At 66.1% G+C, this 13560-nt stretch carries 14 protein-coding genes; 8 read left to right on the top strand and 6 right to left on the bottom strand.

The annotated features are described in order from the left end of the window. Positions 1–31 precede the first annotated feature (31 nt). Positions 32–1189 (top strand): glycosyltransferase family 4 protein, encoded by a 1158-nt coding sequence (locus QRN53_RS15630; RefSeq protein ID WP_285244756.1) that lies wholly within the window; start codon positions 32–34, stop codon positions 1187–1189. Beyond that, positions 1186–2556, top strand: coding sequence for a UDP-glucose dehydrogenase family protein (locus QRN53_RS15625; RefSeq protein WP_285244755.1), 1371 nt, complete (start codon positions 1186–1188; stop codon positions 2554–2556). The genes QRN53_RS15630 and QRN53_RS15625 overlap by 4 nt, the downstream gene beginning before the upstream one ends. Before the next feature lie 3 nt (positions 2557–2559). Here QRN53_RS15625 and QRN53_RS15620 read toward each other — a convergent pair whose 3' ends face one another. Beyond that, positions 2560–3423, bottom strand: a complete 864-nt coding sequence (locus tag QRN53_RS15620; protein ID WP_285244754.1) for an HAD hydrolase family protein — start codon at positions 3421–3423, stop codon at positions 2560–2562. Positions 3424–3627: 204 nt separating this feature from the next. On the opposite strand from QRN53_RS15620, the gene QRN53_RS15615 reads away from it, so the two are divergent. After that, the gene (locus QRN53_RS15615; protein ID WP_285244753.1) at positions 3628–3897 is read left to right on the top strand and encodes a GlsB/YeaQ/YmgE family stress response membrane protein; all 270 of its coding nucleotides are present in this window, start codon (positions 3628–3630) and stop codon (positions 3895–3897) included. Between the two features lie 156 nt (positions 3898–4053). Beyond that, a complete protein-coding gene (locus tag QRN53_RS15610; RefSeq protein WP_285244752.1) occupies positions 4054–6225 on the top strand; it encodes a putative bifunctional diguanylate cyclase/phosphodiesterase in 2172 nt (723 codons plus the stop codon). 11 nt (positions 6226–6236) lie between these two features. Here the strand turns inward: QRN53_RS15610 and QRN53_RS15605 are convergent, their stop codons facing one another. Beyond that, entirely contained in the window at positions 6237–6662 is a 426-nt protein-coding gene (locus tag QRN53_RS15605; protein ID WP_285244751.1) for a hypothetical protein, read from the bottom strand. Positions 6663–6883: 221 nt separating this feature from the next. Between QRN53_RS15605 and QRN53_RS15600 the strand changes: the two genes are divergently transcribed. Then, a complete protein-coding gene (locus QRN53_RS15600) occupies positions 6884–7435 on the top strand; it encodes a dihydrofolate reductase family protein (protein WP_285244750.1) in 552 nt (183 codons plus the stop codon). Between the two features lies 1 nt (position 7436). Here QRN53_RS15600 and QRN53_RS15595 read toward each other — a convergent pair whose 3' ends face one another. Both QRN53_RS15595 and mmuM read right to left on the bottom strand, forming a co-directional pair. Further along, on the bottom strand, positions 7437–7787 hold the full coding sequence (locus QRN53_RS15595) for a DUF3846 domain-containing protein (protein ID WP_285244749.1): 351 nt from the start codon (positions 7785–7787) through the stop codon (positions 7437–7439). A 101-nt stretch (positions 7788–7888) separates the two neighbouring features. Then, on the bottom strand, positions 7889–8836 hold the full coding sequence (mmuM, locus tag QRN53_RS15590; protein WP_285244748.1) for a homocysteine S-methyltransferase: 948 nt from the start codon (positions 8834–8836) through the stop codon (positions 7889–7891). Positions 8837–8929: 93 nt separating this feature from the next. Here mmuM and QRN53_RS15585 point away from each other — a divergent pair, with 93 nt between their 5' ends. From QRN53_RS15585 to QRN53_RS15575, 3 genes are read left to right on the top strand one after another with little or no spacing between them, the layout of a single operon-like run. Then, complete coding sequence (locus QRN53_RS15585) at positions 8930–9403, top strand: hypothetical protein (RefSeq protein WP_285244747.1); 474 nt, start codon at positions 8930–8932, stop codon at positions 9401–9403. Further along, complete coding sequence (locus QRN53_RS15580) at positions 9400–10149, top strand: cyclase family protein (RefSeq protein WP_285244746.1); 750 nt, start codon at positions 9400–9402, stop codon at positions 10147–10149. The genes QRN53_RS15585 and QRN53_RS15580 overlap by 4 nt, the downstream gene beginning before the upstream one ends. Before the next feature lie 30 nt (positions 10150–10179). Further along, on the top strand, positions 10180–10956 hold the full coding sequence (locus QRN53_RS15575; protein WP_285244745.1) for an IclR family transcriptional regulator: 777 nt from the start codon (positions 10180–10182) through the stop codon (positions 10954–10956). Between the two features lie 16 nt (positions 10957–10972). On the opposite strand, the gene QRN53_RS15570 is transcribed toward QRN53_RS15575, so the two are convergent. Continuing rightward, complete coding sequence (locus QRN53_RS15570; RefSeq protein WP_285244744.1) at positions 10973–11746, bottom strand: IclR family transcriptional regulator; 774 nt, start codon at positions 11744–11746, stop codon at positions 10973–10975. A gap of 149 nt (positions 11747–11895) precedes the next feature. After that, the gene (locus tag QRN53_RS15565) at positions 11896–13335 is read right to left on the bottom strand and encodes an amino acid permease (protein WP_285244743.1); all 1440 of its coding nucleotides are present in this window, start codon (positions 13333–13335) and stop codon (positions 11896–11898) included. Positions 13336–13560: the final 225 nt, after the last annotated feature.

The following is a 13560-nucleotide window of genomic DNA, read 5'->3' as shown; positions in this document are numbered from 1 at the left end:
CCATTTCAAGGCCGGCACCCACGGTTGAAGGGTGAGGATCGCAATCGTTGCCGAATCATTTTTGCCGCTGATGAATGGCGTCACCCATTCAATCCTGCGCGTCCTGGACCACCTCCAGGACCGGGGCGATGACGTCCTGGTCATTGCGCCGTCCGCCCACGACGGACAGGTGCCGGGACAGGTCAAGGGCGCGGAGGTCCACCGGCTTCCCGCGGTTCCGCTGGCGGGATACACGAATGTGCGGGTGGCACTGGGAGGTGTGTACCGGGTCAAGCGAATCCTTGCCGAGTACGCCCCTGACGTGGTGCACCTCGCCTCGCCGTTCGTGCTGGGCTGGCGGGCCGCCCAGGCCGCCCATCAGCTCGGCATCCCGTCGGTTGCCATCTACCAGACCGAAGTTCCCAGTTACGCAGCCCGGTACGGTGTGCCGTTCCTGGAGAACTGGGCCTGGAACCGCGTGGAGAACATCCACCTGCTGGCCACTCGCACCCTGGTGCCGTCAACGTTCGCGCTGAACCAGTTGCGCGGACGAGGTATCCCCCGTGTACGGATGTGGCGGCGGGGTGTGGATACCGCGCGGTTCTCGCCGGAAAAGCGCGACGACGGGTGGCGGGCTTCAGTTGCCCCCGGCGGCGAGCGGATTATCGGCTACGTCGGCAGGCTCGCGGTGGAAAAGCAGGTGGAAGACCTCGCCGCGCTGGCCGGAATTCCCAATACCAAACTGGTGGTGGTCGGCGACGGGCCGCAGCGGACCGCCCTGGAAGCTGCGCTGCCCGATGCGGCCTTCACAGGTTTCCTGGGCGGCGATGAGCTGGCCCGCGCAGTGGCGTCGTTCGACTTGTTCGTCCACCCGGGCGAGTTCGAAACCTTTTGCCAAACCATCCAGGAGGCCATGGCATCGGGTGTGCCGGTGGTGGCCACGGGCCGGGGCGGCCCCCTGGACCTAGTCGAGAATTCGCGGACGGGGTGGCTGTACGAGCCGGGCGACCTGACCGCCATGCGTGCCCGCGTCCAGGACCTGATAGGCGACGACGCCAAGCGCCGAGCGTTCGCCGCCGCGGCACACGCCTCCGTACGGGACCGAACCTGGCCCGCCCTCTGCACTGAACTGGTGCAGCACTATACGGACGTCATCGCGGACGTCCCGGTGGCAGCGGAGCGATTCAACAGCAAGGGAGCGAAACTGTGAAAATCTCCGTGATCGGCTGCGGTTACCTCGGAGCCGTCCACGCCGCAACGCTCGCATCCATGGGCCACAGCGTGGTGGGTATCGACGTCGACGCCACCAAGGTGGCGCAGCTGGCCCGCGGCCTGGCGCCGTTCCACGAGCCCGGACTCGATGAGCTCCTGCGGGACGGTCACGCCACCGGCCGCCTGCGCTTCTCCACCGACCCCGCCGAGGCCAAGGCAGCGCAGGTACATTTCCTCTGCGTGGGGACGCCGCAGGACAAGACGTCCGACGCCGCCGACCTCACCTTCCTGGTCTCCGCGACGGAAGCCCTGCTGCCGCACCTGGCCGCGGGCGCCGTCGTCGTCGGGAAATCCACGGTGCCCGTGGGCACCGTGGACATGCTTCGCGGCGTGCTGGCTCCGCGGCCTGACGTGCTGCTCGGCTGGAACCCCGAGTTCCTCCGGCAGGGCACGGCCGTCAAGGATTCCCTGGTGCCGGACCGGCTGGTGTACGGCGTGGACGGCGGCCGGGCCGGGGCCTTCAACCCTGCCACCGGCGCGCCGCTGGGAGTGACGGCGGCACTTGACGCCGTCTACGAACCGTTGCTCCGCGCCGGAATTCCCCGGCTTGCCTGCAACTTCGCCACGGCGGAACTCATCAAGTCGGCCGCGAACGCCTATCTAGCCACCAAGGTCAGCTTCATCAATGCGGTCGCCGAATTGTGCGACGCTGCGGGTGCCGATGTCAGCGAACTCAGCGAGGCGATGGGGCTGGACCCGAGGATCGGCAGCCGGTACCTGCACGCGGGCCTGGGCTTCGGCGGCGGCTGCCTCCCCAAGGACATCCGCAGTTTCCGGACCCAGGCCACCGCGCTGGGCGTCTCCGCTGTGGAGGACTGGATGGGCCTGGTCGATTCGGTGAACCTGGGCCAACGGGCGCGCACGGTGGAGCTCGCAGCGGAAATGTGCGGCGGCACGCTGGCAGGGCGTTCCATCACGGTGCTCGGAGCCTCCTTCAAGCCGGACACGGATGACATCCGCGACTCCCCGGCCCTGGATGTGGCGGACCGGTTGGCCGCCGCCGGGGCGCACGTCACCGTCACCGACCCCAAGGCCGTCAACCACGCGTGGCGCCGCTACCCCCGGCTCAGGTTTGAAGTGTCCACCGGGCGGGCGCTCCAGGACGCGGAACTGGTGCTGCTGCTCACCGAGTGGGATGAGTACCGGCAGCTCTGCCCCGAGGCCGCGGGCAGGCTGGTCCGACGCCGGGTGGTCCTGGATGCGCGGAACGCCCTGGACGCCGCGGCATGGCAGGCGGACGGCTGGACAGTGCGCGGGCTTGGAACATCTGCCGCCGCGGTCCCGGCTGCAACTGCAGTCCGCTGAGGTTCAGCCCAGGAGCCCCAGATCGGCGAACGCCAGCGCCACGCCTTCCCCCGCCGGTCCGGCGGTGGTCCGGTCTGCCACGGCCAGGACGCCCGGGTGGCCCCCTTCCACGGCAATGCCCACCCCGGCGTATTCCAGCATCTCAATGTCGTTGGCGCTGTCCCCGATAGCCACGATATCCGCCCGGTGCAGCCCAAGCCGGGCCTCCACCACCTGGATACCCACTGCTTTGTGCGTGCCCGCCATGAAGATCTCCCCCGCACGGTCCCCCAGGGCTGACAACGAACTGGGGATCAACCCTGCGCCGGGGCCGAATCCTTCCATCAACTGCTTCAGCGGGACCGGCGAATCGAAAACCGAGATCTTGGCATAGGACGTGCTCCGGAGGTCGTCGCTGTACTGCATCGGCCCCAGGATGTCCTCCAGCGGATCCACGTCGGTGCTGAGGATTCCATCGTGCTGCGGGCGGCCCGCGAAGATGGGCCCAAGGACCTCCCGGAGCCGCTGGTCCACGCCGGTGCGGCCATGCAGGGCCTCCGGAGCTTCCAGGATGTAGGCCGCCCCATGGGCATCGAGGGTCTCCACGATGAGCGCCGCCAGGCCCGGCTCAAAACGCTGGTCCCGAAGGAGTTCTCCATTGACTTCCACCCTGGCACCGGCTCCCGTGATGGTGCCGTCGAAGCCGGCATCCAGGATGTGGCCGGGCACCATGGACAGGGGCCGTCCGGTGCAGACGAACACCAGGTGGCCCCGGCTGCGGGCGGCCCGGACCGCCGCCACGTGCGCCTCCGGGGCCAGCCCGTGGTCAGCATAGGTACCGTCGATATCGAGGAAGACCGCACGCGGCCTGGCAGTCTGGCGTGGCATGCCTGGGCTCCTTGGTCAGTTGCAGGACATCCAAATCCTATCCCCACCCCCTGGCTTCCCAGGGCGCGGGCAGAGGCCGCATTCCGGTCCAAACTGACAGCCATCCTGTGATATCCAAAGCCTTGCAGAGTAGTAAGCCTGCTGATTGAATGAGGGAACCGGAAATGGGGGCCCGGCACAACTTACTGACAAGGAGTGTTAGAAATGGGCATTCTCGGATTTCTCATCTTGGGCCTGATCGCCGGCGCTATTGCCAAGGCCATCCTTCCGGGCCGCCAGGGCGGCGGCTGGGTGGTCACGATGGTTCTCGGAGTCGTGGGGGCCATCCTGGGCGGCTGGATCGGATCGCTGATTTTCGGCGGCGGCCTGGCAGAGTTCTTCGACCTGCGGACGTGGTTGCTGGCGATCCTCGGCTCGATCATCGTGCTCCTGGTCTACGGAGCCATCACCAACCGCAGCGGCCGCAGGGTGTAGCCGCACCACTTGTCCCATCCGTAAAAAGGCGCCGGACTCCCGATCGGGAGTCCGGCGCCTTTTTACGTGCCGATGAAGGCACGGCAAACTGACAGCTTTGCCGGTGGGCCGCCCAATATGCGGATCTGCCCTTTATGATGGCGAGGGGGTGGTGTTATGACCGGTTTTTCGGGCCGTGGCAGTGATGTGGCATTACAAATCTTTGGCGCGGTCATGAACGCCAGCCCGGATGCCCTGCTGGCCCTGGACACGGACGGAGTCATCGTCTGCGCCAACACCGCTGCTGCCCGTCTTTTCGGGTTTCCGCAGGAGGCTTTTGCCGGCCTGGACCACCGGCTCCTGATCGCCGCCGGATTCCACGATGAGATTGAGGACCTGTTCCGGCAGCTTCTGGCCCAACCGCAGCAACCGCAGCCGCCCCGCGAGATTACCGCCCTGCACAGCGATGGAACCGAGTTCCCCCTGGAGGTTGCCGTTGCGGTCCTCCCCGCCGGGTCATTGGCCGATCCCGCCCTCATCCCGGCCAGCCACACCGGCCCTGCCGGAGCGCACCTCCTGCTGTCCGCCCGGGGAACAGCCCACCGCCAGGCCGCCACCGACGGCCTGCGCGAAGCCATGTCACTGCTCGCCGCCACCCTGGAGTCCACCGCGGACGGAATCCTGGTGATGGGCATTGATGGCACGGTGGCCGGATTCAACGAACAGTTCCTCACCATGTGGGGCATCCCGCCCGAGTTCCTGCAGGCGGACAGTGAGGAGCCGGCGCTGCGGGTGGTCATGGGGCAAGTGGCCGATCCTGCTGCCTTTACCGCCCGGCTGAACGAAGTCCAGGAAGACCCGGCGGCCGAAAGCCACGATGTGGTTGAGCTGCTCGACGGACGCACTTTTGAGCGTTACTCCCGCCCCCAGCGGGTGGGTGAGAAGATCGTTGGCCGGGTGTGGAGCTTCCGGGACGTAACCCCGCGCCGCAAGGCGCAGGAGCAGGCGCACCAGGCATTGAAGGACCTCGCTGAACAGGCCGAAAAGTTGCGGGCCATGGCTTTCCAGGACCCTTTGACCGGGCTTGCCAACCGGGCGGTGTTCAACGAGGCGCTGGCCAATTCCCTCGCGGAGCCACGTCTGAAGACGGTTGACGTCCTGCTCCTTGACCTGGACGACTTCAAGGAGGTCAACGACATCCTTGGCCACCAGGCCGGCGATGACATGCTGGTGGAGGTGGCGCGCCGGCTCCGCGGCTGCACGCCCACCGCGGACGTGGTGGCACGCCTGGGCGGTGACGAATTCGTGGTTCTCCTGACCGCCTGCCCCGATCCGGACGAGATCGCTGCGTGCATCGTACGGTGCCTGCATGTTCCGGTGACCATCAGCGGCACGGTCCTGCGGCCAAGCCTGAGCCTGGGGCTTGCCTCCCTGGGACAAGCCAGCGTGGGCCCCTCCGAGCTGCTCCGGCACGCCGATATCGCCATGTATGCGGCCAAGGCTGCCGGCAAGAACCGCTTCCTGCGTTTCCACCCGGACATGATGCGGGCACTGGTGCAGCGGACACACATGGAAAGCGGCCTGCAATTGGCAGTACCACGGGGCGAGATCACGGTCGATTTCCAGCCGATCGTCTCACACCGCATGGGGCAGGTGGTCCAGCTGGAGGCGTTGGCCCGGTGGGACCGCGGCGGCGAACGCGTGCCGCCGTCGATCTTCATTCCGCTCGCTGAGCGCACCGGCCTGATCAACGAAATCGGGGCCGAGGTGATGGCCAGCGGCATGGTGCAGCTGGCGCGCTGGCTGAGCGAGGATCCGTCCCGGTCACTGGCCGTGAACGTGTCCGGCGTGCAGTTGCAGGAGCCGGACTTTGCCGAGACGGTCCTCACGCTCGCCGAAGCCAGCGGCGTGGCCCCTTACCAGCTGGTCCTGGAGGTGACGGAGAGCGTTTTCTTCGACGCCGACGGCGGCCTGATCGACCAGCTTGGAACGCTGCGGGACGCGGGAGCCCGGGTGGCGCTGGACGACTTCGGCACCGGTTACTCCTCGCTCGGCCGGCTGCAGGAGCTGCCCGTGGACACGGTCAAGATCGATAAGACCTTTGTGTCCATGGTGCGGACCGGCAACGAGCGCCTGCCGATCCTCAGCTCCATGATCAACATGGCCCACAGCCTGGGCCTGACCGTCACCGCGGAAGGGATCGAGACGGCGGCGCAGGCGGACTACCTGACAGCGCTGGAGTGCGATTCACTGCAGGGCTATCTGTTCTCGCTGCCGGAGCCGGGCGACAGGCTGATACCTGCCCTGCAGCACGCCGAAGAGGCGCTCAATGCTTTGAAAGGGCGGTAGGGCGGGAAAGCCTAGGCTGCTTCCCGGCCGGATTGCCGCGGCTTTTTCGCAGGCAGCGGCGGGCGCGACGTTTGCGGGGCAGCGGGAGACGGCTGCGCAGCTTCTTCGGCAGGGGCGGCAGGTTCGGCAGCGGAGTCCGACGCCGTTTGGTCGCCGAAGCCTCCAGCCTCGGCTTCAGTGCGGGTTTCCGGAGCGGCGGCACGGTTGCGCCGCCAGCGGCGGACCAGGTCGATGCCGGCCACCAGTCCCGCGACGGGGCTGAGGACCGCGGCCGAGTAGACGAACAGCAGCCAGGTCAGCGTGGTCAGCGGGGGCTGGTTGTTGTTCAGCAGCGACAGTCCGCCGAGCAGGCCCACCACCCAGAAGAGCAGTACGGCCGCCAGCACGGATCCGGCAGGGAAATACTGGTTGGTCACGATTTTTTTCAGGGTTTCCATGCGATTCCTCCTGCCTGGCCGGGGGACGGCGAAGGCCGTTTCAAGACAAGTATGGGGCCCGTCCCGCGCGAAACTGCGCAAGACGCCACGGTGAGTGACCAAACTAACCCGGCCGCCCGGCGTCGTGCGGATTCCCGGTCCGAAAATGCCCTGCCGGACCCTTCCACCCAACGCCGCCGGGCGCATAGCGTAGGGCTGACCACACGATCGATGGAGGACCCATGCGCAAAGTCACTGCCGGCCTGTTCCACTCAGTTGACGGGGTGGTGTCGGAACCGTTCAAGTTCCAGTTCGACAGCTTCGATGAGGAACTCGGCCAGGGGCTGACGCGGATGATGAACTCCGTGGACACCGTGGTGCTGGGGCGTGTCAGCTACCAGGAGTGGGCGGGCTACTGGCCCAATGCCTCTGCGGACCAGGACTTTGCGGCTTTCATCAACCCGGTGGAGAAGTATGTGGTGTCGCGGACGCTGACGGGGCCGCTGGAGTGGGAGAACTCGCAGCTGATGGATACACCGCTGGAGGAATTCGTGGCCGGCCTGAAGGAGCGCGACGGCGGTGAGATCGCCGTGTGCGGCAGTATCTCCGTGGTGCGCCAGCTGCTGTTTGCCGGGCTGCTGGATTCGCTTCAACTGATGACCCACCCGGTCATCGCGGGCACGGGCCGCCGTCTCTTCGAGGATGGCGACCCGCTGACCCGACTGGTGCTTCAGGAGCAGTCCCGGACCAGCAAGGGGAACGTGCTCAGCACGTATGGGGTGCGGGCCGGGTAGGTCATGCCGCCAGGGGCGCCCCGAACAGATCCTCCGCGAGCCGGGGCAGGTGCTCCGGGATGTCCGCTTCGGCGCCGTGTTCGCCACGGCCGAGGAAGACGGCGGTGCCTCGGATTCCGTCCAGGTCCAGGCCGCATTCGTGCATGAGCTGGCCGGCACGGTAATTCACCGGCAGCAGCATGGCTGCGCTTTCGGCGTTCAGGTACACGTGCCAGTCGCCGCGGATCACGGATTCAAGCGGACCGTCCACCATGGCTTCCAAGGCGGGCACGTCCACCCCTACCTGCTCCATGCGGATGGGCTCGGCGTTGCTGGCCGGTACGACTAGTGCTGTGTAAGTTCTGCTGTCCATGATTGCTCTTTCCACACCCTTTAACACCCGGGGACAGTGCGGTGTTCCCGGGTGGGCTTGGCCTGTGGACAGGGCCCGCCGGGTGCTTGGATGGCGGGTGCTTAGATGGCGGCTGCGACGGCGGCGATGTCGGCGGGTGTGGTCCGGCAGCAGCCCCCAATGATCCGGGCACCCTGTTCACGCCAGGCAGGTGCTCCGCCGGCGAGGTCCCGGGGAACCCCATCCACCGGGCTGTCGCTCCCCGCCGCGGCCCACGTCTTGGTGTCCGGGTGATAGGTCTCACCGGAGTTCGGGTACGCGAGCAGGGGCTTGTCCGTGTGTTGCCGCAGGACGGCGAGCGCCGGGGCCACGAGGTGCAGGGGCACGCAATTGATCCCTACCGCGGCAACGTGCGGGTGCCCGTCGAGCAACCTGGCCACGTCCGCCAGGGGTGTGCCGTCGCTGATGTGCGCGTCATCGCGCAGGGTAAAGGAGAACCAGGAGTCCACGCCGGCTTCGGCAGTGAGTGCCAGCAAAGCCTCCGCCTCGGCGAAGGAGGGCAGCGTTTCACAGGCCAGGATGTCGACGCCGGACTGGACCAAGGCAGCGATGCGGGGCCAGTGGAACGTACGGAATTCCGCCGGGCTGAGGGCGTAATCCCCGCGGTATTCGGATCCATCGGCGAGGTAGGCGCCGTACGGGCCCACCGATCCTGCGACCAGCAGCGGACCCGCGTCAGGGTGGTCCGCCAGGTGCTCCCGCCGGGCTTCGTCCGCCAGCCGGACCGACAAGCCGACAAGGTCCAGTGATTCCTGCCCGCCGATCCCCCGGGCGGCAAAACCCTGGGGCGTGGCCTGGTAGCTGGCGGTGGTGGCGATGTTCGCACCTGCGGCGAAGTAGTCCCGGTGCACGTCCCTGATCAGGTCGGGTTGTTCAAGGAGGACCTTGGCGGACCAGAGGGGATCGTTCAAATCGCAGCCGCGCGCCTCAAGTTCGGTGGCAAGGGCCCCGTCGGAGACCAGGGCGGCAGTGTCTCCAAGCGAAGTGGACAGGGAAAGGCGGTGAGGCATCGCAACTCCGGTCAGTTGTTGGCAGTTTTACTCATTATAGACAAGTTTCCATGCTTGTAATGAATATCACTCTGTGTCACCATGACAGCATCGATGACCATCACAGGAGGAAAATTCGTGAATGTGCACCTGAACAGCGTCCGCAAGCTGAGGGTCCATTGGCCCATCAGCACAGAAACCTTCGGTCGCATAGCGGCCGGAGATACTCATGCGGTCCAGCAGGATCCGGGGCTGGCAGAACTCCTGAAGGCCGTGCAACAGTTTCCGGAGCTTGGTGATTTCGGAAACTACCAGCACGTCTTCGAATCCGGAATCGGGTTCGAAGGATTCTCCTGCGGCGAAGGGGCCACGCCCACCCTTGGCCGGGTGGGCGAGCAGACCCTCTCTCCCACGTTCGTTTTCACCACCTATTTTGATGCCGCACTGGACGACGCCGTCCTGGAGCGGGCCATGCAGGAACTGGTTGCCATCCACCCGTGGGAACTGCCCGTTATCGAGGTGACCGGTCCGCTGAGCGTTGCCGGCGGCCTGTACCGGAAGACTCCTTCAGCGGCGGCAGCGTCATGACTCTCACCACCACTGCCGCCTGGCCCGCGCTGCAGTCCGCGCTGGCAGGCAGGACGTTCACGGACCTCACCCACGCCTTCCACCCGGGGCAGCCCCGTTTCCCCGCTTTTCCGGACGAAAGCAGGGAAACGCTGTTCGATCTTGAAAAGGGCGACGGATTCACGGCCCACCGGTATTCGATCGTGGGGCAGTGGGGAACGCATGTGGACCCGCCGTCCCACTTCATCCGTGGCGGCCGCACCCTTGACCAGATTCCGGTCCAGGACATGATCCTTCCCCTTGTGGTACTGGACATCACCCGCCGCGTTGTGGAGGATCCTGATGCCACCCCTGCCCTGCAAGACCTGAGGGAGTGGGAGGACCGGAACGGAACAATTCCCGCAGGATCCTTCGTTGCCCTGCGGACCGGGTGGAGCCGGCGGTGGCCGGACGCGGAGGCCATGGCCAACAGGGACGCCGACGGCGTGAGCCACACTCCCGGGTGGTCCCGGGAAGTGCTCTCCTTCCTTATCGAGGAACGTTCGATCTCAGCCGTCGGGCACGAGCAAACCGACACGGACCCCGGGTTAGCAACGTCCCGGGGAGACTTCAGCCTGGAAACCTACATCCTCGCCCGGGACCGCTGGCAGATAGAGCTCCTGGCGGACATGGCCGGGCTTCCGGAGTCCGGGGCCGTGGTGGTGGCCAGCTGGGCGAAGCCACGCGAAGGAAGCGGCTTTCCCGCCCGCGTCTTCGCCATCTCCTGACCGCCGCCGAGGGTCATCTAGACTCGGACCATGTTGAGGACAACAAGCATGGGGCGGGGAATCATGGCAGTCCTGGCTGCCGGGGAGCGCCATGCCCGCGGCCTCCCCGGCGGCAGTGTGGCCGAGATCGCCGCGGACCTCGGCAAGGACCGCAGCCAGGTCTCCAGGAGCCTGCGGACAGCGGAGCAGGAAGGTTTCCTGCGGCGGACGCCCCAGCGCACCTTTGCCTTGGACTGGGGTGTCCTGACCGACGCCCATCTGCTGACCCGGCGTCGGCTGCATTCGGACGGGGCGGCCGCGCTGGAGCACCTTTCGGGCCAGACCGACGAGGCGTGCTTCCTGGGGGTCATCAGCGGCAACAGCACCGTAACGGTCGGGGAAAGCATCCCGGCGAGCAGCAGGATGGTGGGGTCCTGGCTGGGCCGGCCCTACCCGGCCTACTGCAGTGACGCCGGGCAGGCGCTCCTTTGGGAAACCCCGGATGACGAAGTCCGTAAGATCTTCGCGGGCGTGACTTTCCAGCAGCACGGCCCCAACACACCGGCAAACGTTGAGGAATTCCTGGCGCGCCTGGAGAAGGCACGCCAGCGCGGTTACTCAATCGTCGACGAGGAAGCGGAACCGGGGCTCTACTCGCTGGCCGTGCCCGTCAGGGACTTCAGGGGCGACGTAGTGGCGGCGCTGCAGGTGGTTGGCCTGAAGAGCCGCATCGAACCCAGGCAGGCCGAACACGCCACGGCTCTCCGCAACGAAGGGCAATGGCTTGAAGCCATGCTCGGAGGGCGTTCGCCGCACAACCATTCCTAGGTGCAGTGGACTGCTTTTAGTGGTGCGTCGCGGGAACACCGGATCCGAGCCTGGCTGCAGCCCCGGCGAGGAGATCCGCCACTTCCCCGGTCTGGCCTTCAAGATCGGCCCGGCCGCCCAGCACACTCAGCGATGCCAGGATGCCGCCCTCCTGATCACGGATGGGCACGGCCAGTTCAGTGATGCCGTGCTCGAACTCTTCAGCGGCAACAACATAGCCCCGGGGTTTGTCCGCGGCCATCAACTCCCAGGCCTCCGCGCTGGAATGCGGGGCGCCGGGGCCCCCGACCCCGACGAAATTCACGTCGGAAAGCAAAGCCTCAAACCCGCGCCGGCGGTGGTCCCACAACAGGGCGCGGCCCGATCCGGTACACCAGACCGGGGTGACCATGCCGGGCTGGACGAAGCTGCCGGCCTGCGAATCGTTACTGGACGCCAGAAGCAGGATGACCCGGTAACCATCACGGACCGACACCCTGGCACGCAGCCCGGTGGAGGCCACCAGGGCCTCGAGTTCCGCTCCTGCATCCCGTAGCCACCCGGTGTTAAGGGTGGCCGCAAGGCTGAAGAAGCCGCTTCCCACGCGGAACGGACCCCGCTCGCGGCGTTCCAGGAGGCCAAGGTCGCAAAGTTCCTGCGTGAGGCGGGAGACGCGGCTCTGGTCCATCTCCAGTTCGGCGGCCAACTGCGAGACGCCCAGGAGCTGCTTGCCGGCTTTTTCCCGATCAACCACCAAACGCACGATCCTCAGCCCTTGCGCCAGGGACGACGCCTCCGGGGAGTTGTCCACGCTTACTGCTCCTTCCGACCGGCAACCAGACTATCCTCACACGGGCTGGGTTTTCCCGGCCCAAAAGCAACACCGTGCCATGTCCAAAACGCGTGTCCCGGCGCAGGAGCTTCCGCCGCCTGCGCCGGGACCCGGTAAGACCTGGTGCGCTAGTCCGCCGGGACTGCCCGGGACTTCCGTCCGTACCTGAGGTGGAAGTAGGCGTAGCAGGCAGCAACGAAGGGGACGCCAAAGTACAGGGCCGCAACCTGGGCCGGGTCCAAAGCGATGCCGATGAGGGAAACGACGCAAAGGGAAAAGGCCAGGACCGGCACCAGCGGGAAAAGGGGCGCACGGTATGGCAACGTGGAAACGTCACCGCCGTTCCGGACAAAGGACCGCCGGTGGAAGAAATGCGAGGCAGTGATGGACATCCACACTCCCACCACGGCGAAGCCCGCAACCGAGACGAGCGCCAGGTAGACCGTCTCCGGGGCGACCACGCTGCTGATGAGTGAAGCCAGGCCGCCGAGCATGCTCACCGAGAGGGCGACCATGGGGATGCCGCGGCCCGTCAACTTCTTAAGCGCCTGGGGTGCGTGGCCTTCGTCGGCGAGGGAATAGAGCATCCTGGCGCAGGAGAACAAGCCGCTGTTGCCGGCAGAGAGCAGCGCCGTGATGATGACGAAGTTCATCAGGTCCGCGGCGAACGGGACACCGGTGGCCGAGAACACGGTGACGAAGGGGCTCTCATCGAGCCCGACTTCCTGGTACGGGATGGTGGCCGCAATGACGGCGATGGCACCTACGAAGAACACGAGGAGGCGGATGACCGTACTCCGCATTGCCTTCGGGATGCTTGTTGCGGGGTCCTTGGTCTCCCCTGCGGCTACACCAATGAGTTCGGAGCCGGAGAAGGCATAGAAGACCGCAAGTGCTGTCACGAGGACGCCGGTGAATCCGTTGGGGAACAGCCCACCCTCGGTATTGAAGTTTTCGAACAGGAACGGGTGCGCTCCGGATGCGCTCAGCGGGTGGAAGCCCAGGAGGGCTGCCCCACCCAGGACGATGAGCGCGATGATGGCACCCACCTTGATGATGGCGAACCAGAATTCCGACTCACCGAAGAACTTGGATGACACCGCGTTGAGTCCGAACAGTGCGGAGGCGAATACAAGGCACCAGACCCACACATCAACGCCGGGGAACCACCGCTGCATCAGCAAGCCTGAGGCGGTGAATTCGGATCCGATGGCAACGGCCCAGCACAGCCAGTAAAGCCAGGCCGTGGCGAATCCGGTGGCGGGACCGATGGACCGCGCAGCATAGATGTGGAATGCACCGGACACGGGGTACGCGATGGCGAGCTCACCCAGGCAGGCCATCACCAGATAGACCACGAAGGCGCCCACCAAGTAGGCGAGCACGGCGCCCAGGGGGCCTGCCTGGGAAATGGTGTATCCCGAGCTGAGGAACAAGCCGGAACCGATCACACCGCCCATGGCGATCATGACCAGGTGCCGGGGCCCCATGGAGCGGCGCAGGCCCGATTCTGTGGCCGGTGGCGCACCCGGCTCCGGTTTGAGGGTTAGGGGGGTCGAAGATTCCAAGAGATGCCTCCAGTGGGGGGATGGGGTGAAGGACGGCCGCGTTGCGATGGCCCGTCCAAGAGGAGCTGTTAGCGCGTCGACAGTGACGAAAGTAACACGAAAATGAAGATTTAGTCATCAAAATCATATGAAAATGCGAATGTTGCACGCCTATGGCCATTACGTCATGTGTCGATGTGGTGCCCCAATGGTCGATATGGCTGCCCGATCGTGCGTTTGGACATA

Origin of the sequence: Pseudarthrobacter sp. fls2-241-R2A-127 (assembly GCF_030209355.1) — a bacterium.
GTDB lineage: Bacteria > Actinomycetota > Actinomycetes > Actinomycetales > Micrococcaceae > Arthrobacter.
Note: the sequence above shows the minus strand (reverse complement) of the source record. Positions and strands in the feature narration are given on the sequence as shown.